We start from the raw sequence: 21385 nt of genomic DNA, 5'->3' as shown, positions 1-21385 counted from the left end.
TCGACCTGCTCAACGACGGCTATTTTAAAGGATAGAGGATAATCGCGTTGGGTGCGTTTGAACTCAGTCATCATCACGTTCTCCGGATTTAAGTCTGGAACGTGTCAACGCTATTCAGGACGGGTCAAAGATAATAAAAAGGCCGATATTCACATCGGCTTTTTTTATAAGATAATTCCGCTTGTCCGTCTTTATCCCCACAATTTTATATTGAGCTTAATCCTAAAATAAGCAATAACCAGAAAATCACTCTGCGTTACTTTCAGATTATACGGATGCCGATGTCTTTTATTTTAATTTTAACTTATTGATTTTATTTGTTTGTTAATTAAACAATGTAGGCGTTACTTCTTTAAAGTTTAATTATCCTAAAACCTCGCTGTTATTTCTCCCGGACATAATCCGCCTGCTTTGGTTGTGTATACTCGGTAGCGCCCGAAATTCTTTTGGGTAAATCTCCATTCATTCAATGAAGGGAAATTATGATGAAAAAAGTACTGTATGGCATTTTTGCCATAACCGCGCTTGCGGCGACATCTGTCTCGGCAGCCCCCGTTCAGGTGGGTGAAGCGGCAGGGTCGGCAGCGACGTCGGTATCGGCGGGAAGTTCCTCCGCCACCAGCGTTAGCACCGTAAGTTCGGCGGTGGGCGTCGCGTTAGCGGCAACCGGCGGCGGCGATGGTTCCAATACCGGGACCACGACCACCACGACCACCAGTACCCAGTAGTATCGGTACGTTTAACCATAACCACACTCCGGTGTGGTTATTTTGCCCCTCTGGAGAAGCGTCGTGAAGCGACTCGCACTTATCCTGATTTGCCTGCTATTACAGGCGTGTTCGGCCACCACTAAAGGCCTGGGCGATTCACTGTGGGACAGTTTGTTCGGTACGCCAGGCGTACAGCTAACGGATGACGATATTCAAAACATGCCTTATGCCAGCCAGTACATGCAGCTTAACGGCGGTCCTCAACTGTTTGTGGTGCTCGCTTTCTCGGAAAACGGGCAGCAGAAATGGGTGACGCAGGATGGCGCGACGATCGTGACGCAGCATGGCCGTCTGGTCAAAACGCTGCTCAGCGGCGACAACCTGATCGATGTGAATAATCTGGCGGCCGACCCGCTGGCGAAACCAGGACAGATTATCGATGGCGCGACCTGGACTCGCACCCTGGGCTGGACCGAACATCGCCAGGTGCGTTACGCCACCGCCCGTTCCGTTTTTACATGGCGAGGGACCGATAGCGTTAGCGTCGGCAGTGAAGAGACCGCCGTGCGGGTGCTGGATGAAGAAGTGACGACCGATCAAACGCGTTGGCGTAATCGCTACTGGGTTGATAGCGAAGGCCAAATTCGCCAGACGGAACAGTATCTGGGTGCGAATTACTTTCCGGTGAAAACCACGCTGATTAAGGCGGCAAAATCATGATGAAAAGGACGATAAGCGCGCTGGCGCTGGCCTTTGTCGCGTCATCCGCCTTTGCCAGCGGCACTGTTACCGTTTTTACCCAGGGTAATAGCGAGCCTAAAACGCTGACAGACGCTGAGCGTCTGCTCGATTTAGTCGGACAGCCGCGCCTGGCAACGAGCTGGTGGCCTGCGGCGGTGATAGGCGAAGAACAGGCGACCGTGACGGCGCGTCAGCAGCAGCAGGAACTTCTCGGGCGACTGGCGGCGCTCAGCGCTGAGGAAGACGGCGATGCGGCGGCGGCGATAAACACACTGCGCCGACAGATTCAGGCGCTGAAGGTGACGGGCAGACAATTCGTGAATCTTGATCCTGACGTGGTGCGGGTGAGCGAACGAGGTAACCCGCCGCTGCAAGGTCACTACACGCTCTGGGTCGGGCCGCAACCCACGCAGGTGACGCTCTTTGGCTTGATTAGCCAGCCGGGCAGCCAGCCGTTCGTCCCTGGGCGGGACGTCGCCAGTTATCTCGAGGGTCAGCGCTTACTCAGCGGCGCGGATCGTAGCTATGCCTGGGTGGTTTACCCTGATGGACGCAGCCAAAAAGCGCCGGTGGCTTACTGGAATAAACGTCATATCGAGCCAATGCCCGGCAGTATTATTTTTGTCGGTTTTGCCGATTCCCTTTGGCGCGGCACGCCGGAGGCGATAAATGCCGACATTCTTCATACCCTGACGCAGCGGATACCGGAATAATGAAAAAAACACATCTGCTCAGCGTGCTGGCGCTGGGTATTAGCGCGGCCTGCCATGCCGAAACATATCCAGCCCCTGTTGGGCCTTCACAATCTGACTTTGGCGGCGTGGGCCTGCTGCAAACGCCGACAGCGCGTATGGCGCGTGAAGGGGAGATGAGCCTGAACTATCGTGATAACGATCAGTACCGCTACTACTCGGCTTCGGTTCAGCTTTTCCCGTGGCTGGAAACCACGTTGCGCTATACCGATGTCCGTACGAAAAAGTACAGCAGCGTGGAATCATTCTCCGGCGACCAGACTTACAAAGATAAAGCGTTTGATGTGAAACTGCGGTTGTGGGAAGAGAGTTACTGGATGCCGCAGGTGGCGGTTGGCGCGCGCGATATCGGCGGGACGGGGCTGTTTGATGCGGAATATATTGTAGCGAGTAAGGCCTGGGGGCCGTTTGATTTTTCATTAGGTCTCGGCTGGGGCTATCTTGGCACCAGCGGCAATGTGTCTAATCCTTTCTGTTCGTATAGTGATAAATTCTGTTCACGTGATAACCGTTATAAAGAGGCAGGTTCCGTCGACGGTAGCGATATGTTTCACGGCCCGGCCTCGCTGTTTGGCGGCGTGGAATACCAGACCCCGTGGCAACCGCTACGCCTGAAGCTGGAGTATGAAGGCAATAACTATCAGCAGGATTTTGCGGGTAAACTGGAACAGAAGAGCAAGTTTAACGTCGGCGCCATTTACCGCGTCACCGATTGGGCCGACGTTAACCTCAGCTACGAGCGCGGCAACACCTTTATGTTTGGTGTTACGCTGCGCACCAATTTCAACGATTTACGTCCCGCGTATCATGACAATTCACGCCCGCAATACCGACCACAGCCGCAGGATGCCATCCTGCAACATTCGGTAGTGGCTAATCAATTAACGTTATTGAAATATAATGCTGGTCTGGCGGACCCGAAAATCCAGGTCAAAGGCGATACGCTGTACGTTACCGGTGAACAGGTGAAGTACCGCGACTCCCGTGAAGGGATCGTGCGCGCTAACCGGATCGTCATGAACGATCTGCCGGAGGGGATCCGCACGATCCGCGTGACGGAAAACCGCCTTAATCTGCCGCAGGTCACCACTGAAACCGATGTCGCCAGCCTGAAACGCCATCTGGAAGGCGAACCGCTGGGACATGAAACCCCGCTGGCGCAAAAACGCGTAGAGCCGATCGTGCCAGAGAGTACTGAACAGGGCTGGTATATCGACAAGTCGCGCATTGATTTTCATCTTGATCCCGTGCTGAATCAGTCGGTAGGCGGCCCGGAAAACTTCTATATGTATCAGTTGGGCGTAATGGGAACTGCGGATCTGTGGGTCACGGATCATCTGCTCACCACGGGCAGCGTGTTTGCCAATATCGCCAACAACTACGACAAATTTAACTACACCAATCCGCCGAAGGATTCACATCTGCCGCGGGTGCGTACGCATGTCCGTGAGTATGTGCAGAATGATGTTTATGTGAATAACCTACAGGCCAACTACTTCCAGTATTTTGGCAATGGTTTCTATGGGCAGGTCTACGGTGGTTATCTGGAGACCATGTTTGGCGGTGCCGGGGCGGAAGTCCTGTATCGCCCGATAGACAGCAATTGGGCGTTTGGTCTGGATGCCAACTACGTGAAACAGCGTGACTGGCGTAGCGCGCAGGATATGATGAAGTTTACCGATTACAGCGTGAAGACCGGACATTTGACCGCATACTGGACGCCGTCGTTCGCCCAGGATGTGCTGGTGAAAGCCAGCGTTGGTCAGTATCTGGCGGGCGATAAAGGCGGTACGCTGGAGATCGCCAAACGCTTCGATAGCGGCGTCGTTGTCGGCGGTTACGCGACGATTACCGATGCGTCGCCGGATGAATATGGGGAAGGGGATTTTACCAAAGGCGTATATGTTTCCGTGCCGCTGGATCTCTTCTCGTCCGGCCCAACCCGAAGTCGTGCGGCAATTGGCTGGACGCCGCTGACGCGTGACGGTGGTCAACAGCTTGGGCGTAAGTTTGGCCTGTATGATATGACCAGTGACAGGAGCGTAAATTTCCGTTAATACTCAGGCCGGATAAGGCGTTCAAAGCGCTATCCGGCAAATTATCTTATTGAACAAAATATAAACATAAATAAAAAATATAGATGCTCGTCACATTTGTGCGTTATACAGAAACCTCGCCGCAGAGAAAGAGGGGGCTGTTATGATGCCATTATCGCGCTCACGTCTTGAGTTTATCGCCACGATTTTACAAAACGTACTAAATTTGGGGCTGCTTACCCTCGGTCTGATCCTGGTCGTTTTTCTCGGTAAAGAGACGGTGCATCTGGCGGATGCATTATTCGTGCCTGAGCAAGCCAGCAAATATGAACTGGTGGAAGGGCTGGTGATCTACTTTCTTTATTTCGAATTTATTGCGCTGATTGTGAAGTACTTTAAGTCTGGCCTTCACTTTCCGCTGCGCTATTTCGTGTACATTGGGATCACGGCGATTGTGCGCCTGATCATTGTCGATCATAAAACGCCAATGGATGTATTACTCTATTCGGCGGCGATCCTCCTGTTGGTTATCACGTTGTGGTTATGTAATTCGAACCGACTACGGCGAGAATAGGCGTCGCCACACCGTAACGGACGTACGGCGTGGCGATAAATCAGCTTATTGTATGGCGGCTTTCGGCGTTTTCTCTTCTGCTGGCGTCCATAACTTCTCAAGTTCTTCCAGCGTTTTGCCTTTGGTTTCCGGCACGAACTTCCACATAAACAGCGCCGCCAGAATACCCATACAACCGTAAATCCAGTAGGAGAAACCGTTGTGGAAATGGGAAACCAGCCACGAATTTTTGTCCATCATCGGGAAGGTCCAGGAGACGAAGTAGTTCGCCAGCCACTGCGCGGCGACGGCAATGGCGAGCGCTTTGCCACGAATCGCGTTCGGGAAGATTTCTGCCAGCAGCACCCAACAAACCGGTCCCCAGGACATGGCAAATGCGGCGACGTAAAACAGCATCGACAGCAGCGCTATCAGCCCGGAAGCCTGGGTGTAAAACGCGGTGCCAAGGCTGAACATCCCAAGAGCCATACCCAATGCGCCAATAATTTGCAGCGGTTTGCGACCAAATTTATCTACCGTCATGATGGCCAGCACGGTGAAGCTCAGGTTGATTACGCCGACAATAATGGTCTGCAAGAGCGCCACGTCGGTGCTGGCCCCTAACGTTTTAAACACTTCCGGCGCGTAGTAGAGCACGACGTTAATGCCGACAAACTGCTGGAAGACGGACAGCATCACGCCAATGACCATCACGCCCACGCCAAACATCAACAGGCGTCCGCCGGTTTTACGGCCATGCTCCAGAGACTGGTTGATCTCCTGCATGGCCTGGGTAGTGAGGCTGCTACCCATAATTTTGCGCAGAATGCCCTCCGCCTGTTCGTGTTTGCCACGTGCCATCAGCCAGCGCGGGCTTTCCGGTACGGTATACAGCAGCAGTAAAAACAGCAGGGCGGGAATACTTTCGGAAGCAAACATATATCGCCAGCCATCGGTATTCAGCCAGTTAGCGTCACCAGAGCGGGCAATGAAATAGTTAACGCAATACACCAACAGTTGACCAAAAATAATGGCGAACTGGTTAAAAGAAACCAGTTTCCCACGAATATGCGCTGGAGCCAGTTCAGCAATATACATCGGTGAGAGCATTGAGGCTAAACCAACGCCAATACCACCAATGATGCGATAAATAACAAATTCGGGGACATATCCGGCCAAATAAACAGGTACGGCATTATCTGGGTTAATCGTGGTAAATCCTAATTCTGGCCATGCGGAGCCAATACCGGAAATAAAGAACAGCAGAGCGGCGATTTTCAGCGAGTCCCGACGACCAAAGCGGTTACTGCAATAACCGCCCAGCGCACCGCCGATGATGCAGCCAATCAACGCACTGGCGACACAGAAGCCCAATAGCGAGTTGGCGGCGGATTCACTTAAATGTTGCGGAGCGACAAACACGGTATTTAAGGATTCTACCGTTCCGGATATGACGGCAGTGTCATAGCCGAATAATAACCCTCCTAATGTTGCGACTAAGGTAATGGAAAAAATATAGCGGGAATTATAGTGGGTGTTCATTCAGACCTGCCTTAGAGGATACAGCTCTTTTGATCAGTGTCGTGATGGTGAATTTAACAGGCAGGGAAGACAATTATCATTTTTTACATTGCAATTATGTTTTGTCTTTTCTGTGATCTTAATTCTGTTTAATTTGTCTGTTTTCAGGCGGTAAATATAATTGCAGTGATGGGGGCCACGAAAGGAAATAATCGTAACAGCAATGCAAAATAACATAAAAAAAGCGCTCCGAAGAGCGCCAAAATACGACCATAAGTGGGGATAACATAAGTTGAGGGCAGTGGCATTGCCCGTTGCCGGGCAGGTACTTCGATAAGACTTAACCTTTCACACCCCCTGCCGTCAGGCCGTTGACCAGCCAACGCTGCGCCAACAGGAACACCAGGGTGATAGGAATAGCGGAAAGGACGGCGGCGGCGGCAAAGTCGCCCCACAAATAGTTTTGCGGGTTGAGATATTGCTGCATACCCACGGCCAGCGTATAGCTGTCCACATCGCGCAGTAACAACGAGGCGACCGGAACTTCGGTAATCGCCGCGATGAACGACAGAATAAACACCACCGCCAGAATCGGTACGGAAAGCGGCAGCAGCACCAGGCGAAATGCCTGCCACGGGGTTGCGCCATCCAGCGCGGCGGCCTCTTCCAGCGAGCTGTCGATAGTTTCGAAGTAGCCTTTAATCGTCCAGACGTGCAGCGCGATGCCGCCAAGATAGGCGAAGATCACGCCGCCATGCGTATTCAGACCGATAAATGGAATGTATTGTCCCAGGCGATCAAATAACGCATACAGCGCTACCAGAGACAAAACCGCCGGAAACATCTGGAAAATCAGCATCCCTTTGAGCAGTGTTGCTTTACCTGGAAAACGCATTCGTGCGAAAGCGTAGGCGCAGGTGGTGGAGAGCGCCACGATGCCGATGGCGGTAATACCGGCGATTTTCACCGAGTTCCACAGCCACAGCAGGACCGGGAAGGGAGGCGGCGTTACCCGACCATCCGCATGTTCCACGCTGAAACCCAGCGCCAGCCGCCAGTGTTCCCAGGAGATTTTGTCCGGGATCAGGCTTCCGGTGGCGAAGTTCCCTTCACGTAGCGAGATAGCGATGACCATCAGCAGCGGGAACATAATCGCCGCGATGAAAATCAGCAGCCCCAGGTGCGTGATCAGGAGACGCAGTTTCTGAGATTTGGGTTGGACCATAGCCATTGTTATTATCTCCCTTAATCAAACTTCATACGCGTGGCTTTCAGGTTCACTATTGCCAGCGCGCCTACCAGCAGGAAGATCAGCGTGGCAATGGCCGCCGCCAGACCGAAGTCCTGACCGCCGCCGCCTTCAAAGGCGATACGGTAGGTGTAGCTGACGAGCAGATCGGTATAACCGGCAGGCGTGGTGGTGCCGAGACGGTCTGGCCCGCCGTTGGTCAATAACTGAATCAGGACAAAGTTATTAAAGTTAAAAGCGAAGCTGGCGATCATCAGCGGCGTTAGCGGCTTAATCAGCAGCGGTAAGGTGATCTTAAAGAAATTCTGAAATGGACCGGCACCGTCCATTGCGGAGGCTTCGTACAGGTCATCCGGAATCGCTTTCAGCAGTCCCATGCACAGGATCATCATGTAGGGATAGCCCAGCCAGGTATTCACGATAATCACCATTGCCCGCGCGGTGTTGGGGTCGCTGAACCAGGCAGGTTTAATGCCAAACAGCGCGCTCAGCATCATATTGATTTCGCCAAAGCTTTGGTTGAATAACCCTTTGAAAATCAAAATTGAAATAAACGACGGTACGGCGTAGGGCAGAATCAGCAGGACGCGGTAGATAGCTTTACCTTTCAGCGCTTCCCACTGTACGAGGCAGGCCAATACCATCCCAACCGCCACGGTTAACACCACAGTGAGAACCGAAAAGACCACGGTCCAGACGAAGATAGCGAAAAAAGGCTTCTGGATCCCTTCGTCGGTAAAGACGCGCGTAAAGTTTTTCGCGCCGATAGTAACGGTATAACCAGGACTGAGTTTTTCATCACCCCAGCTTCCGTCGGCGTTGATCGACTGATAATAACCGCTATCGTTGTTTGGCCGGTATTTTACGCCGCTCTGGTTATTGGTCAGCAGGCCGTCATCAGCCAGTGTGTACAGCGGACGGGTACCGGAAAACTGACGCAGCGAGCTCATAATCACTTTACTTTCATCCGGCAGGACGGCGGTTATCTGGTTCAACGCCAGACGGTTCTGGGTGATTATTCGCAGATTGGCGCGTTCGCCGCCCGGCAGGGCATCAGTCTCTTTCAGCTGTAATTTTTGTTCGCCGCCGAAGGAAAATGCGTCAGACAGGTAATGTTTGCCCGTTTCTCCGTCGGTGAGGGCCAGTTGCCACTCGTCGCCGGTCGGGTAAAGACCGAAGTTATAGGTTTTTCCTGCCTGATAAGAACGGTCCATCAGCACTTGCTGGGCGCGTTCAAAGGTGAGCTGGTTGGTGCTGCTGTAGTTAGTAAAGGCGATGGCGATGGTGCACACCAGCGGGAATAGCACAAACAGCCCCATGCCGGCGAGGCCAGGGTAAACGTAGCGCCAGGCGTAGGTTTTACGATTTGCGAAAATATACAGGCCAGCAGAGCTTAAAATCAGCGTCATGATGGCGAACAGATACTCCCCTTGTACGTACATTAAAACTACAAGGTAACCCACCAGCAGGCCCAGCAGACCAATTACTGACCATTTAAGCTGGTCGCTTTGCCACCAGTGTTTCTTTTTAATGACATCCATGGGGGTTTTCCTCTACAGCGTTGAAACTTCCTGGCCGGAGATGTGCCTGATGGCGCTGCGCTTATCAGGCCTACGGTGTGTTGTAGGCCGGATAAGGCATTTATGCCGCCATCCGGCACAGGCTCGCGGCATTACTTAGTGATACGGCTTTGTGCATCTTTCAGCGCGGCATCCACGGTTTGACGGCCGCTGGCGGCGTTGATCACAGCCGTACGTACCGCATACCAGAAGGCGGACATCTGCGGAATATTCGGCATGATCTCGCCTTTCTGGGCGTTATCCATGGTGGCGGCGATACGGGGGTCTTTCGCTAACTGCTCCTGGAAAGATTTCAGCGCCACGGCGCCCAGCGGTTTATCTTTGTTCACCGCTTCCAGACCCTGATCGGTCAGCAGGTAGTTTTCGAGGAACTCTTTCGCCAGCTCTTTATTCGGGCTGGCAGCGTTAATCCCCGCGCTCAGCACGCCGACGAACGGTTTCGAGGGTTTGCCTTTGAAGGTCGGCAGCAGGGTGACACCGTAGTTGACTTTGCTCTTGTCGATGTTCGACCATGCCCACGGGCCGTTGATGGTCATTGCCGTTTCGCCTTTATTGAAGGCCGCTTCGGCGATGGAGTAATCGGTATCGGCGCTCATATTTTTGTTCTTGATCATATCGATCAGGAAAGTCAGGCCCGCTTTCGCGCCGGCGTTGTCGACGCCAACGTCTTTCACGTCATACTTGCCGTTTTCAAATTTGAACGCGTAACCGCCGTCAGCGGCGATCAACGGCCAGGTGAAATACGGTTCTTGCAGGTTGAACATTATCGCCGACTTCCCTTTCGCTTTTAGCTCCTTATCCAGCGCCGGGATCTCTTCCCAGGTTTTCGGCGGGTTCGGGACGAGGTCTTTGTTATAAATCAGGGAGAGGGCTTCAACGGCGATGGGGTAGGCGATCAGCTTGCCGTTATAACGTACCGCATCCCAGGTGAACGGATAGAGTTTGTCCTGAAACGCTTTATCCGGAGTGACCTCCGCCAGCAGACCAGACTGCGCGTAGCCGCCAAAACGGTCGTGCGCCCAGAAGATAATGTCAGGACCGTCGCCGGTGGCTGCCACCTGCGGGAATTTCTCTTCCAGCTTATCCGGGTGCTCAACGGTCACTTTAATGCCGGTGTCTTGCTCAAATTTTTTACCGACCTCGGCCAGACCGTTATAGCCCTTGTCGCCGTTGATCCAGATAACCAGTTTACCTTCTTCAATTTTGGCGAGAGCCGGGGCGGAAATCATCATCGTCGTAAGTGCGGATAATGCGAGGATGCCTACGCCAGTTTTAATCTTCATATCTCCCATCCTTTTTGGTGATGTACACAGAGGTGGTTTAACGGTCTCTAGTTTCTTTATACGACAACCTCTTTCCATCCTCCCCGCCCCTACGCCCCACCCCGGCTTTATGTGATCTGTGTTACATAAATGTGAGTAATGCGTGCTGGCGCACATAAAAACACGCCGATTTTTGCGGGCGGCATCACGAAATTCCTTTTCTGCCCGCGCCCGTGGTCTCAGGCGCTGTGCCCTCATCCTCCCGCCTCCTCCCCCATAAAAAAGCCGGGGGGTGGAGGATTTACCCCAGTCAGGGATCGCGCATAGTCAGGCCATCATGAATGTTGCTGTCAATGACAGGTTGTAACGAAGGGAGAAGGGCATGGCGAGCGTACAGCTACGAAATGTAACGAAAGCCTGGGGTGACGTGGTGGTATCGAAAGATATTAACCTCGATATCCATGACGGGGAGTTCGTGGTGTTTGTCGGACCGTCAGGCTGTGGTAAATCGACCTTGCTGCGTATGATCGCCGGGCTTGAAACCATTACCAGTGGCGACCTGTTTATCGGGGAAACCCGTATGAATGATATTCCGCCTGCCGAGCGCGGCGTGGGCATGGTATTCCAGTCTTATGCGCTCTATCCCCATCTCTCCGTTGCAGAAAACATGTCTTTCGGCCTCAAGCTGGCGGGCGCCAAAAAAGAGGTTATGAATCAACGCGTCAACCAGGTGGCGGAAGTGCTGCAACTGGCGCATCTGCTGGAACGTAAGCCAAAAGCGCTTTCCGGCGGTCAGCGTCAGCGCGTAGCGATTGGCCGCACGCTGGTAGCGGAGCCGCGTGTGTTTTTGCTGGACGAACCGCTCTCTAACCTGGACGCCGCGCTACGCGTGCAGATGCGCATTGAAATTTCTCGCCTGCATAAACGTCTGGGCCGCACGATGATTTACGTCACCCACGATCAGGTCGAGGCGATGACGCTGGCCGACAAAATCGTGGTGCTGGACGCCGGTCGCGTCGCGCAGGTCGGTAAGCCGCTGGAGCTGTACCACTATCCGGCGGACCGCTTTGTCGCGGGCTTCATCGGCTCGCCGAAGATGAACTTCCTGCCGGTGAAAGTGACCGCCACCGCGATTGAACAAGTCCAGGTCGAACTGCCGAATCGCCAGCAAATCTGGCTGCCGGTCGAAAGTCGCGGCGTGCAGGTCGGCGCCAATATGTCTTTAGGCATTCGGCCGGAACACCTGCTGCCGAGCGATATCGCCGATGTCACCCTGGAAGGTGAAGTCCAGGTGGTCGAGCAGTTAGGGCACGAAACACAAATTCATATCCAGATCCCCGCCATCCGTCAAAACCTGGTTTATCGCCAGAATGACGTGGTGCTGGTAGAAGAGGGCGCCACATTCGCTATCGGCCTGCCGCCAGAGCGCTGTCATCTGTTCCGCGAGGATGGCAGCGCATGTCGTCGTCTGCATCAAGAGCCGGGTGTTTAAGGCCTCCATAAAAAAACGAAACGCAAAACCATTCGCAGTTTTAGAAGGTGGCAGCGTTTAAAGAAAAGCAATGATCTCAGGAGATAGAATGATGATTACTCTGCGCAAACTCCCTCTGGCGGTTGCTGTCGCAGCGGGCGTAATGTCCGCTCAGGCAATGGCTGTCGATTTCCACGGTTACGCCCGTTCCGGTATTGGCTGGACGGGAAGCGGCGGCGAACAACAATGTTTCCAGGTGACCGGTGCACAAAGTAAATACCGTCTCGGTAACGAATGTGAAACCTATGCGGAACTGAAACTGGGCCAGGAAGTGTGGAAAGAGGGCGATAAGAGCTTCTATTTCGACACCAACGTCGCCTATTCGGTTAACCAGCAGAACGACTGGGAATCGACCGATCCCGCCTTCCGCGAAGCGAACGTGCAGGGTAAAAACCTGATTGAATGGCTGCCGGGCTCTACCATCTGGGCCGGTAAGCGCTTCTATCAGCGTCATGACGTACACATGATCGACTTCTACTACTGGGATATTTCAGGTCCTGGCGCGGGTATCGAAAATATCGATCTGGGCTTCGGTAAGCTTTCACTGGCGGCGACCCGCTCTACTGAAGCGGGCGGCTCTTACACCTTCAGCAGCCAGAATATTTATGATGAAGTGAAAGATACCGCTAACGACGTCTTTGACGTACGTCTGGCTGGTCTGCAAACGAACCCGGACGGCGTACTGGAGCTGGGCGTTGATTACGGTCGCGCCAATACGACCGATGGTTATAAGCTGGCTGATGGGGCATCGAAAGACGGCTGGATGTTCACCGCCGAACACACGCAAAGCATGTTGAAAGGCTATAACAAGTTTGTCGTGCAATATGCCACCGATGCCATGACCACGCAGGGTAAAGGCCAGGCGCGTGGTTCCGACGGTTCTTCATCTTTCACTGAAGAATTGCCTGATGGAACCAAAATTAATTATGCCAATAAGGTCATCAATAATAATGGCGATATGTGGCGTATTTTGGATCATGGCGCCATCTCGCTTGGTGATAAATGGGATTTGATGTACGTCGGTATGTACCAGAATATCGATTGGGATAATAACCTGGGTACTGAGTGGTGGACCGTGGGCGTACGTCCAATGTACAAGTGGACGCCAATCATGAGTACCCTGCTGGAAGTCGGCTACGACAACGTGAAATCTCAGCAGACCGGCGATCGTAACAATCAATATAAAATCACCCTGGCGCAACAGTGGCAGGCGGGCGACAGCATCTGGTCGCGTCCGGCTATCCGTATTTTCGCCACCTACGCGAAATGGGATGAGAAATGGGGCTATATCAAAGACGGCGATAACATTTCCCGTTATGCCGCAGCGACTAACTCCGGCATTTCCACCAACAGCCGTGGCGATAGCGATGAGTGGACCTTCGGCGCCCAGATGGAAATCTGGTGGTAATACGATGGTCATCTGACGTAACGAGGGGCGCAAGCCCCTCTGAAACATCAGGTCTGATGATGCTTGTAAGCCGAATAAGGCGCCAGCCGCCATTCGGCGATATGTTTGGGTTGGCGCGCTATTGCCTGGCTACCGCTGAACCCGCCTTATTGAGGTGAGAATAATGAAAATGAAGAAAAGTCTCGTCGCCCTCTGTTTAACCGCAGGGCTGTTCGCCAGCGTGCCGGGTATCAGCCTGGCGGAAGTGAACTATGTACCGCAAAATACCAGCGCCGCGCCTGCTATTCCTGCTGCTGCGCTACAGCAATTAACCTGGACGCCTGTAGATCAGTCAAAAACGCAGTCTACCCAACTGGCGACTGGGGGCCAGCGCCTTGACGTCGCCGGCATTACCGGCCCGGTCGCCGCTTATAGCGTTCCGGCGAATATCGGCGAGCTGACATTAACTCTGACCAGCGAGGTCAATAAGCAAGCCAGCGTTTTTGCGCCAAACGTGTTGATTCTTGACCAAAATATGACGCCTTCGGCGTTCTTCCCCAGCAGTTACTTTACTTATCAGCAGCCGGGCGTCATGAGCGCAGACCGGCTGGAAGGCGTGATGCGCCTGACGCCTGCGTTGGGGCAGCAGAAACTCTATGTTCTGGTGTTTACGACCGAAAAAGATCTTCAGCAAACCACTACGCTGCTCGATCCGGCAAAAGCCTATGCCAAAGGCGTCGGTAACTCTATCCCGGATATTCCCGATCCAGTTGCTCGCCATACCACTGACGGCGTGGTGAAACTGAAGGTGAAAACCAACAGTAGCTCCAGCGTATTGGTCGGGCCGTTGTTTGGCTCGTCCGGTACCGGGCCGGTAACGGTAGGCAATACCGCCGCGCCGGTCGCTGCGCCAGCGCCAGTCGCGCCGAAGAAAAGCGAACCGATGTTGAACGATACGGAAAGCTACTTTAATAAAGCGATTAAGGATGCCGTAGCGAAAGGCGACGTCGATAAAGCGCTGAAACTGCTTGATGAGGCTGAACGTCTGGGATCGACATCTGCCCGTTCCACCTTTATCAGCAGTGTAAAAGGCAAGGGGTAATTGTTTCCCCACAGTGCTGATTTTGCAGCAACTGGTGCGTCTCCTGGCGCACCTTTTTTTATCATTTCATGCGAATTGTTATTTTTTTGTTGCGCAACAGATCACTTAATTGTGATTGCGCCCCCCGTAATGTCTTTTCTGAGATACAATGACTTTAGGTTATGAATCGGAGAGTAAGGCATGTCACACCCTGCGTTAACGCAACTGCGTGCGCTGCGCTATTTTGATGCGATTCCTGCGCTTGAACCCCATTTGCTGGACTGGCTGTTGCTGGAAGATTCTATGACTAAACGTTTTGAGCAACTGGGAAAGCGGGTAAGCGTGACGCTGATTCGGGAAGCGTTTGTCGACCAAAGCGAGGTCGAGGAAGCATCAGGTTTACTGCCATCCGAATCCCGCTACTGGTTACGTGAGATACTGCTTTGCGCTGACGGCGAGCCCTGGCTTGCCGGACGTACCGTGGTACCGGAATCCACGCTGTGCGGACCTGAACAGGTCTTACAACATCTGGGTAAAACCCCGCTTGGACGTTATCTATTTACATCATCGACACTGACCCGCGATTTTATTGAAATTGGACGCGATGCAACGCTGTGGGGGCGCCGCTCTCGACTGCGGTTGAGCGGAAAACCGCTGTTGCTTACCGAGCTTTTTTTACCTGCATCGCCGCTGTACTGAGAGGAAGATAAAGATGGAGTGGAGTCTGACGCAGAGTAAGCTGCTGGCGTTTCACCGTTTGATGCGTACAGATAAGCCTATTGGCGCGTTGCTGCTGCTCTGGCCGACGCTTTGGGCGCTATGGGTGGCGACACCGGGTATGCCTCAGCTGTGGATTTTGGCAGTTTTTGTCGCTGGCGTGTGGTTAATGCGCGCGGCGGGCTGCGTGGTGAATGATTATGCCGATCGTAAATTTGACGGACATGTAAAACGTACGGTCAACCGGCCTTTACCCAGCGGCGCCGTGACAGAGAAAGAAGCGCGCAACCTGTTTGTGGTGCTGGTGCTGCTGGCGTTTCTGTTGGTGCTGACGCTGAACGCCATGACGATTCTGCTTTCCGTGGCGGCGTTGGCGTTGGCCTGGGTTTATCCCTTTATGAAACGCTACACCCACCTGCCGCAGGTCGTGCTGGGGGCCGCTTTCGGCTGGTCAATCCCCATGGCGTTCGCCGCGGTGAGCGAATCCCTGCCGTTGAGCTGCTGGCTGATGTTCCTCGCCAATATTCTCTGGGCGGTGGCTTACGATACGCAATATGCGATGGTCGACAGAGATGATGATATCAAGATAGGCATTAAATCGACGGCGATCCTGTTTGGTCGTTATGACACATTGATTATCGGGATTCTGCAGCTTGGCGTCATGGCGTTAATGGCGCTGATCGGCTGGTTGAATGGTCTGGGATGGGGATATTACTGGGCTGTGCTGGTGGCGGGCGCGCTGTTTGTCTACCAGCAAAAACTGATTGCGAACCGTGAACGTGAAGCCTGCTTTAAAGCCTTTATGAACAATAACTACGTTGGCCTGGTGCTATTTTTAGGGCTGGCGATGAGTTACTGGCACTTCTGATGTCATGCCGGGCGAACCCGGCCTGCAAAGCCAAAATTTTCAATACGTCATATCAGTTGCCCGATGAGCTTACGCCATCGGGCATTTCAGGCACTGGCTTACTCGCTCTGCGTCGCGCTTTCAATCGTCAGACGGACATCAGAGGTAATCAGATCGGCAAGCATCTGATATATCTTCATCGTTTCTGCCGGTTCGGCATCGCCCGTATCACTGATATAACCCTCATCCCGTAGCGTCGACACGAGTGAACTGAACACCGCTTTGTCGAAAAACTCCGGCGCGTTAATACCGTGCAGGACAGACAGACGTTGCGCCACGGTACGGCTTTCTTTCTCCAGCGTACTGCGGTTGATGGACGGATTGGCGCTCAACAGCCAGAACGTAATGGCATAACGCTGTAGCGTTTCGCGCGCGCCTGCCGCCAGCAGTTGCAGCGTACGGGAATGCGCCGGGTTGATATGCAGTTCATCATCCTGCAGGGTAATTAGCCCCTGACGCTGCATTTCACTGGCCAGCGCGTCAATGACCGAGGCTAACTCCTCGCGCTCCCAGCGCAGGAACAGCTCCGCTTTTAACATCGGATAGAGCGCTTCAACATGCTGCTGCAACGCATCACGCGAAATGCGACGATGCTGGGTGATAATCGCCGCCATCAGCGAAGGCATAATCAACATATGCGCGATATTGTTACGATAGTAGGTCATCAACACCGCCTGCTCGCGCGGCAGAATGATGATATCGCCAATGGTGTCTTTCTCGACCTCAAACTTATTCATCTGCAGCGCGTGAGCGATGAGCTCACCAGCGTTGGCGGCAGGAACGGTTGAGTCTGTGGAATAAGGGACATTGCGCATCAGATCGAGATAGCAATCAAGCTGTTCGGTGAGCTGCTCGCGGGTGAGCGAGCGCTGACGCGACGCCAACAGCGCGGTACAACACAGGTTCATCGCGTTTGCCGCGCCAGCGTTGTTAATACGCACCATCAGATCGGCGGCGATACTATTTACCGTCGGCGTCAGCCAGGCTGGGCGTATGGCCTCTATAGGGTCGATAGATTCGCGCCACTCCGGCACATGCTGGTTCAGGTACGTCATGAGCGGCATCGGTTCGCCAAAGTTAACGTAGCCCTGACCCAGATTGCGCAGCTTGCTCAAGCCTTTCAGCATTTGCGGCAGGCTCTCTTTCTCTTTTGTCGCGCCGCGCAGCTCTTTCGCATAGGTTCCCACTTCCATGACGTGCTCATAGCCGATGTAAATAGGCACTAACGTAATTGGACGGGTACCGCCGCGCAGCATCGCCTGTATAGTCATCGACAGGGTGCCGGTTTTCGGGTCTAACAAACGTCCGGTACGCGAACGTCCTCCTTCGACAAAATACTCAACCGAGTAGCCGCGGCTGAACAGCTCGCCCAGGTATTCGCGAAAGACGGTGGAATAGAGTTTATTCCCCTTAAAGGTGCGACGAATAAAGAACGCGCCCAGACGACGGAAAATCGGGCCAGCGGGCCAGAAATTAAGGTTAATACCGGCGGCAATGTGCGGCGGAACCAGTCCCTGGTGATACAGCACATAAGAAAGGAGCAAGTAGTCCATATGGCTGCGATGACAGGGCACATAGACGATTTCATGCCCGTCGTGCGCCAGTTGGCGTACGCGCTCGGCGTTATGCACGTTAATCCCCTGGTACAGTCGGTTCCAGGTAAAACCCAAAATCCTGTCGGTCAAACGAATCATCTCGTAAGAGAAGTTCGCCGCGATCTCTTCCATCAGCGCAATGGCGTTTTGCTGCGCTTTTTCATGAGAGATTTTCTTACTACGCGCTTCGTCTTCTACCGCGCGGGCGATCGCTTTCGAGGCCAGCAGTTTGTTAAACAGATCCTGACGGGCTGGCAGGCGTGGGCCAACCGCCGCCAGGCGCTGGCGGGCAAAGTGCATACGCGCCACGCGAGCCAGCTTCTGCGCGATGATTTTATCGGTGCCGTGTTCATCAGCCATACGACGCAATGAGACGGACGGCGAGAATCGGACAAAGCTATCGCGACCCAGCCAGGAGATGGCAAAGAATTTCTGTACGCCGTTCAGCATACGTAAAGGCGGGTTATCTTCTCCCTTTTCACGACCCGGCGCGCGGCCAAACATCACGGAAACGGGCACCATCTGCACGTCCAAAGCCGGATTACTCCGATGCAGATCGAGATAATCGTGAAAAAGTTTCACCGACTCTTCTTTTGGCGTGTAATAGGTAAAGACACGCGGTCCGCCGTGAATAAATACATAGCGTGGCAGCAGCGCGCCGTCGATCTCCAGCGGCTCCAGCGGATCCGGGAGATCGTGCGCCAGACATTGAGCCCGCAGCGTCAGTAAGTCCGCTTTTGAGTTGTATGGCAAGACATACATAATGGGGCGAGAAGTATCGAGCCCCAATTCCTGGGCGGGTTCCGCCGGAATAGACTTGCTTTTTACCAGTATGCTTAATGGTAAATTCAGTAATTTGTAGTAAATTCGTGGCCAGCCGGACATAAACGATGTAAAGCCTCTGGTTAATAATGCAAATGCGGTGCAAGGATATCAGAAAGTTTAGCGAATTTCTGTTGTATCCCGTCATACTTCGCGCTGCGTTACGGCAGTCCGAATCGTGCAGGGCAACCGTATAATGTCATTGACGTTAATAATGTAAAAAGGTTCTTTTGATGGCCAATAATACCACTGGATTCACCAGAATTATCAAAGCGGCAGGATATTCCTGGAAAGGATTTCGCGCCGCATGGACTCACGAAGCAGCGTTTCGCCAGGAAAGTATCGCGGTATTGCTGGGCGTCATCATCGCCTGCTGGCTGGATGTGGATGCGATTACCCGTGTGTTATTGATAGGTTCCGTTTTACTTATCATGATTGTTGAAATCCTCAACAGCGCTATTGAAGCGGTCGTTGACCGCATCGGTTCTGAATACCATGAGCTTTCCGGCCGTGCGAAAGATATGGGATCGGCTGCGGTGCTACTGTCTATTTTCGTTGCCCTGATGACCTGGGGCATCCTGTTATGGTCACATTTTCGATAAAGGTTCCAAATTTTATAAATCTCTTGTTTTTTGCGCCGTTTGTGGTTCCAAAATCACCTTTAACTGTATATACTCACAGCATGACTGTATATACACCCAGGGGGCGGAATGAAAGCGTTAACGGCCAGGCAACAAGAGGTGTTTGATCTCATCCGGGATCACATCAGCCAGACAGGTATGCCACCGACGCGTGCGGAAATCGCGCAGCGTTTGGGGTTCCGTTCCCCAAACGCTGCGGAAGAACACCTTAAAGCGCTGGCGCGCAAAGGGGTGCTTGAAATCGTTTCCGGCGCATCGCGAGGTATCCGTCTGTTACAGGAAGAAGAGGACGGATTACCGCTTGTCGGGCGTGTCGCGGCGGGTGAACCGCTTCTGGCGCAGCAGCATATTGAAGGCCATTACCAGGTCGATCCTTCACTGTTCAAACCCAGCGCCGATTTCCTGCTGCGCGTGAGCGGTATGTCGATGAAGGACATCGGTATTATGGATGGGGATTTGCTGGCGGTACATAAAACGCAGGACGTCCGTAATGGCCAGGTGGTTGTCGCTCGCATTGACGATGAAGTGACAGTAAAACGCCTGAAAAAGCAGGGCAATAAAGTGGAGCTGCTGCCGGAAAACAGCGAGTTTACACCGATAGTGGTGGATCTGCGCGAACAAAGCTTTACGATTGAAGGGCTGGCGGTAGGCGTCATTCGCAACGGGGAATGGTTGTAATCTCTTTTTAATCTCCTTGTAAGCCGTCATCCGGCAATCGTGCAGCCTGATGGCGCTGCGCTATCAGGCCTACGGGAATGCAGTTCCTGAGATGATTAATTTGTAGGCCGGATAAGGCGTTACGTCGCCATCCGGCAATGCGCTCGTTTCGTTTAACTCCTTGTCAGGCTTTTCTCCATGCCGCTTTTTACCTCCTCTGATAAAGCTCTCTGGCGTCTCGCGCTGCCGATGATTTTTTCTAACATCACCGTCCCCTTACTGGGGCTGGTTGATACGGCGGTGATTGGTCATCTGGACAGCCCGGTTTTCCTGGGCGGCGTGGCGGTGGGCGCGACTGCCACCAGCTTTCTTTTCATGCTGCTGCTATTTCTACGTATGAGCACCACCGGACTAACGGCGCAGGCATTTGGCGCCAAAAATCCGCAGGCGTTAGCCCGGGCGCTCATTCAACCGTTATTGCTGGCACTGGGCGCTGGCGTGATGATTGTGCTATTTCGCACGCCGCTTATCGAGCTGGCTTTACATATTGTCGGCGGGAACGACGCTGTCCTGGTGCAGGCGAGACGCTTCCTTGAAATTCGTTGGCTAAGCGCTCCCGCGTCACTGGCGAATCTGGTGCTGCTCGGGTGGCTGTTAGGCGTTCAGTATGCGCGGGCGCCGGTTATCTTGTTGGTCGTGGGCAATATCCTCAACATCGCGCTCGACCTGTGGCTGGTGATGGGACTTCATATGAACGTGCAGGGCGCCGCCCTGGCGACGGTCATCGCAGAATATGCCACATTACTGATCGGCTTTATGATGGTACGTAAAGTTCTCCATCTCCGCGGTGTGTCGCTGGATATGCTAAAACAGGCCTGGCGCGGCAACGTGCGCCGCCTTTTAGCGCTCAATCGCGATATCATGCTGCGCTCATTGCTCCTTCAGCTTTGTTTTGGCGCAATCACGGTGTCAGGCGCGCGGCTGGGCAGCGATATTATCGCGGTAAATGCAGTCCTGATGACCTTACTCACCTTTACGGCCTATGCGCTGGACGGTTTTGCTTATGCGGTGGAGGCGCACTCCGGTCAGGCTTACGGCGCGCGTGACGGTAGCAAGCTACTGGACGTCTGGCGAGCGGCGTGTCGTCAGTCAGGAATTGTGGCCTTGTTGTTTTCCACAGTCTATGCCCTGGCAGGCGAACATATTGTCGCGTTACTGACCTCATTGCCGCAAATACAGCTACTGGCGGATCGGTATCTTATCTGGCAGGTGGTATTACCGCTGGTGGGCGTATGGTGCTATCTGCTCGACGGTATGTTTATTGGCGCGACGCGCGCTGCCGAAATGCGCAATAGCATGGCTGTCGCCGCGGGAGGATTCGCGCTGACGCTCTTCGCCCTGCCGGTATTAGGAAATCATGGTTTATGGCTGGCATTAACCGTGTTCCTGGCGCTTCGCGGTCTGTCGTTGAGCCTTATCTGGCGTCGTCACTGGCGCGAGGGTACATGGTTTGCCAGATCGTGACGGTTAAAAATTCTGAATATAAAACCGAAGGCCGAATTCCTGCCTACAATTATTATCACGTCCAGCAGAAATTGCAGTGCATTTGGGCGAATAACACCTGCTATTCCTAACCGAATGAT

General features: G+C 53.4%; 19 protein-coding genes. 14 read left to right on the top strand and 5 right to left on the bottom strand.

Annotated elements, in window-relative coordinates:
- Positions 1–485 precede the first annotated feature (485 nt).
- The 5 genes from yjbE to psiE all read left to right on the top strand — a co-directional run bounded on the left by yjbE (position 486) and on the right by psiE (position 4813).
- Entirely contained in the window at positions 486–728 is a 243-nt protein-coding gene (gene yjbE / locus J4614_RS09665; protein WP_001541297.1) for an exopolysaccharide production protein YjbE, read from the top strand.
- Positions 729–791: 63 nt separating this feature from the next.
- Positions 792–1430, top strand: a complete 639-nt coding sequence (locus J4614_RS09660) for a YjbF family lipoprotein (RefSeq protein ID WP_000824809.1) — start codon at positions 792–794, stop codon at positions 1428–1430.
- Entirely contained in the window at positions 1427–2164 is a 738-nt protein-coding gene (locus J4614_RS09655) for a capsule biosynthesis GfcC family protein (RefSeq protein ID WP_000977972.1), read from the top strand. Before J4614_RS09660 ends, J4614_RS09655 begins: the two co-directional genes overlap by 4 nt.
- The gene (locus tag J4614_RS09650) at positions 2164–4260 is read left to right on the top strand and encodes a YjbH domain-containing protein (RefSeq protein WP_208293151.1); all 2097 of its coding nucleotides are present in this window, start codon (positions 2164–2166) and stop codon (positions 4258–4260) included. The genes J4614_RS09655 and J4614_RS09650 overlap by 1 nt, the downstream gene beginning before the upstream one ends.
- A 142-nt stretch (positions 4261–4402) precedes the next feature.
- Positions 4403–4813: a phosphate-starvation-inducible protein PsiE gene (psiE, locus tag J4614_RS09645; protein WP_000982752.1), complete on the top strand. Its 411-nt coding sequence runs from the start codon at positions 4403–4405 to the stop codon at positions 4811–4813.
- 45 nt (positions 4814–4858) lie between these two features.
- Here the strand turns inward: psiE and xylE are convergent, their stop codons facing one another.
- The 4 genes from xylE to malE form a co-directional block, all read right to left on the bottom strand.
- A complete protein-coding gene (gene xylE / locus J4614_RS09640) occupies positions 4859–6334 on the bottom strand; it encodes a D-xylose transporter XylE (RefSeq protein ID WP_208293150.1) in 1476 nt (491 codons plus the stop codon).
- Positions 6335–6653: 319 nt separating this feature from the next.
- Positions 6654–7544 (bottom strand): maltose ABC transporter permease MalG, encoded by an 891-nt coding sequence (gene malG, locus J4614_RS09635; RefSeq protein ID WP_001252085.1) that lies wholly within the window; start codon positions 7542–7544, stop codon positions 6654–6656.
- 14 nt (positions 7545–7558) lie between these two features.
- Positions 7559–9103, bottom strand: coding sequence for a maltose ABC transporter permease MalF (gene malF / locus J4614_RS09630; protein ID WP_000382573.1), 1545 nt, complete (start codon positions 9101–9103; stop codon positions 7559–7561).
- A gap of 131 nt (positions 9104–9234) precedes the next feature.
- Positions 9235–10425, bottom strand: a complete 1191-nt coding sequence (gene malE, locus J4614_RS09625; protein ID WP_000695415.1) for a maltose/maltodextrin ABC transporter substrate-binding protein MalE — start codon at positions 10423–10425, stop codon at positions 9235–9237.
- 361 nt (positions 10426–10786) lie between these two features.
- Between malE and malK the strand changes: the two genes are divergently transcribed.
- The 5 genes from malK to ubiA all read left to right on the top strand — a co-directional run bounded on the left by malK (position 10787) and on the right by ubiA (position 15988).
- Complete coding sequence (gene malK / locus J4614_RS09620) at positions 10787–11896, top strand: maltose/maltodextrin ABC transporter ATP-binding protein MalK (RefSeq protein ID WP_000179176.1); 1110 nt, start codon at positions 10787–10789, stop codon at positions 11894–11896.
- 88 nt (positions 11897–11984) lie between these two features.
- Positions 11985–13343, top strand: coding sequence for a maltoporin (locus J4614_RS09615; protein ID WP_000973678.1), 1359 nt, complete (start codon positions 11985–11987; stop codon positions 13341–13343).
- 163 nt (positions 13344–13506) lie between these two features.
- Entirely contained in the window at positions 13507–14424 is a 918-nt protein-coding gene (gene malM / locus J4614_RS09610) for a maltose operon protein MalM (protein WP_000782497.1), read from the top strand.
- Between the two features lie 180 nt (positions 14425–14604).
- Positions 14605–15102 (top strand): chorismate lyase, encoded by a 498-nt coding sequence (gene ubiC / locus J4614_RS09605; RefSeq protein WP_000019216.1) that lies wholly within the window; start codon positions 14605–14607, stop codon positions 15100–15102.
- 13 nt (positions 15103–15115) lie between these two features.
- Complete coding sequence (gene ubiA / locus J4614_RS09600) at positions 15116–15988, top strand: 4-hydroxybenzoate octaprenyltransferase (protein ID WP_000455249.1); 873 nt, start codon at positions 15116–15118, stop codon at positions 15986–15988.
- 98 nt (positions 15989–16086) lie between these two features.
- Here the strand turns inward: ubiA and plsB are convergent, their stop codons facing one another.
- Positions 16087–18507 (bottom strand): glycerol-3-phosphate 1-O-acyltransferase PlsB, encoded by a 2421-nt coding sequence (gene plsB / locus J4614_RS09595; RefSeq protein ID WP_208293149.1) that lies wholly within the window; start codon positions 18505–18507, stop codon positions 16087–16089.
- Positions 18508–18677: 170 nt separating this feature from the next.
- On the opposite strand from plsB, the gene J4614_RS09590 reads away from it, so the two are divergent.
- From J4614_RS09590 to J4614_RS09575, 4 genes are all read left to right on the top strand, one after another.
- Positions 18678–19046 carry a diacylglycerol kinase gene (locus tag J4614_RS09590; RefSeq protein ID WP_000002900.1) on the top strand — a complete coding sequence of 123 codons (369 nt, stop codon included), beginning with the start codon at positions 18678–18680 and terminating at the stop codon, positions 19044–19046.
- Positions 19047–19154: 108 nt separating this feature from the next.
- Entirely contained in the window at positions 19155–19763 is a 609-nt protein-coding gene (gene lexA, locus J4614_RS09585) for a transcriptional repressor LexA (protein ID WP_000646079.1), read from the top strand.
- Positions 19764–19940: 177 nt separating this feature from the next.
- On the top strand, positions 19941–21266 hold the full coding sequence (dinF, locus tag J4614_RS09580) for an MATE family efflux transporter DinF (RefSeq protein ID WP_001128112.1): 1326 nt from the start codon (positions 19941–19943) through the stop codon (positions 21264–21266).
- Complete coding sequence (locus tag J4614_RS09575) at positions 21263–21376, top strand: hypothetical protein (RefSeq protein WP_001575282.1); 114 nt, start codon at positions 21263–21265, stop codon at positions 21374–21376. The genes dinF and J4614_RS09575 overlap by 4 nt, the downstream gene beginning before the upstream one ends.
- The last annotated feature ends 9 nt before the right edge of the window (positions 21377–21385 follow it).

It is taken from the genome of Salmonella sp. 32031103-2018-00083-FB-01-SM-01 (assembly GCF_017571995.1).
Lineage (GTDB): Bacteria > Pseudomonadota > Gammaproteobacteria > Enterobacterales > Enterobacteriaceae > Salmonella > Salmonella enterica.
The sequence above is the reverse complement of the archived record's forward strand: the minus strand, read 5'-3'. Positions and strand labels throughout refer to the sequence as shown.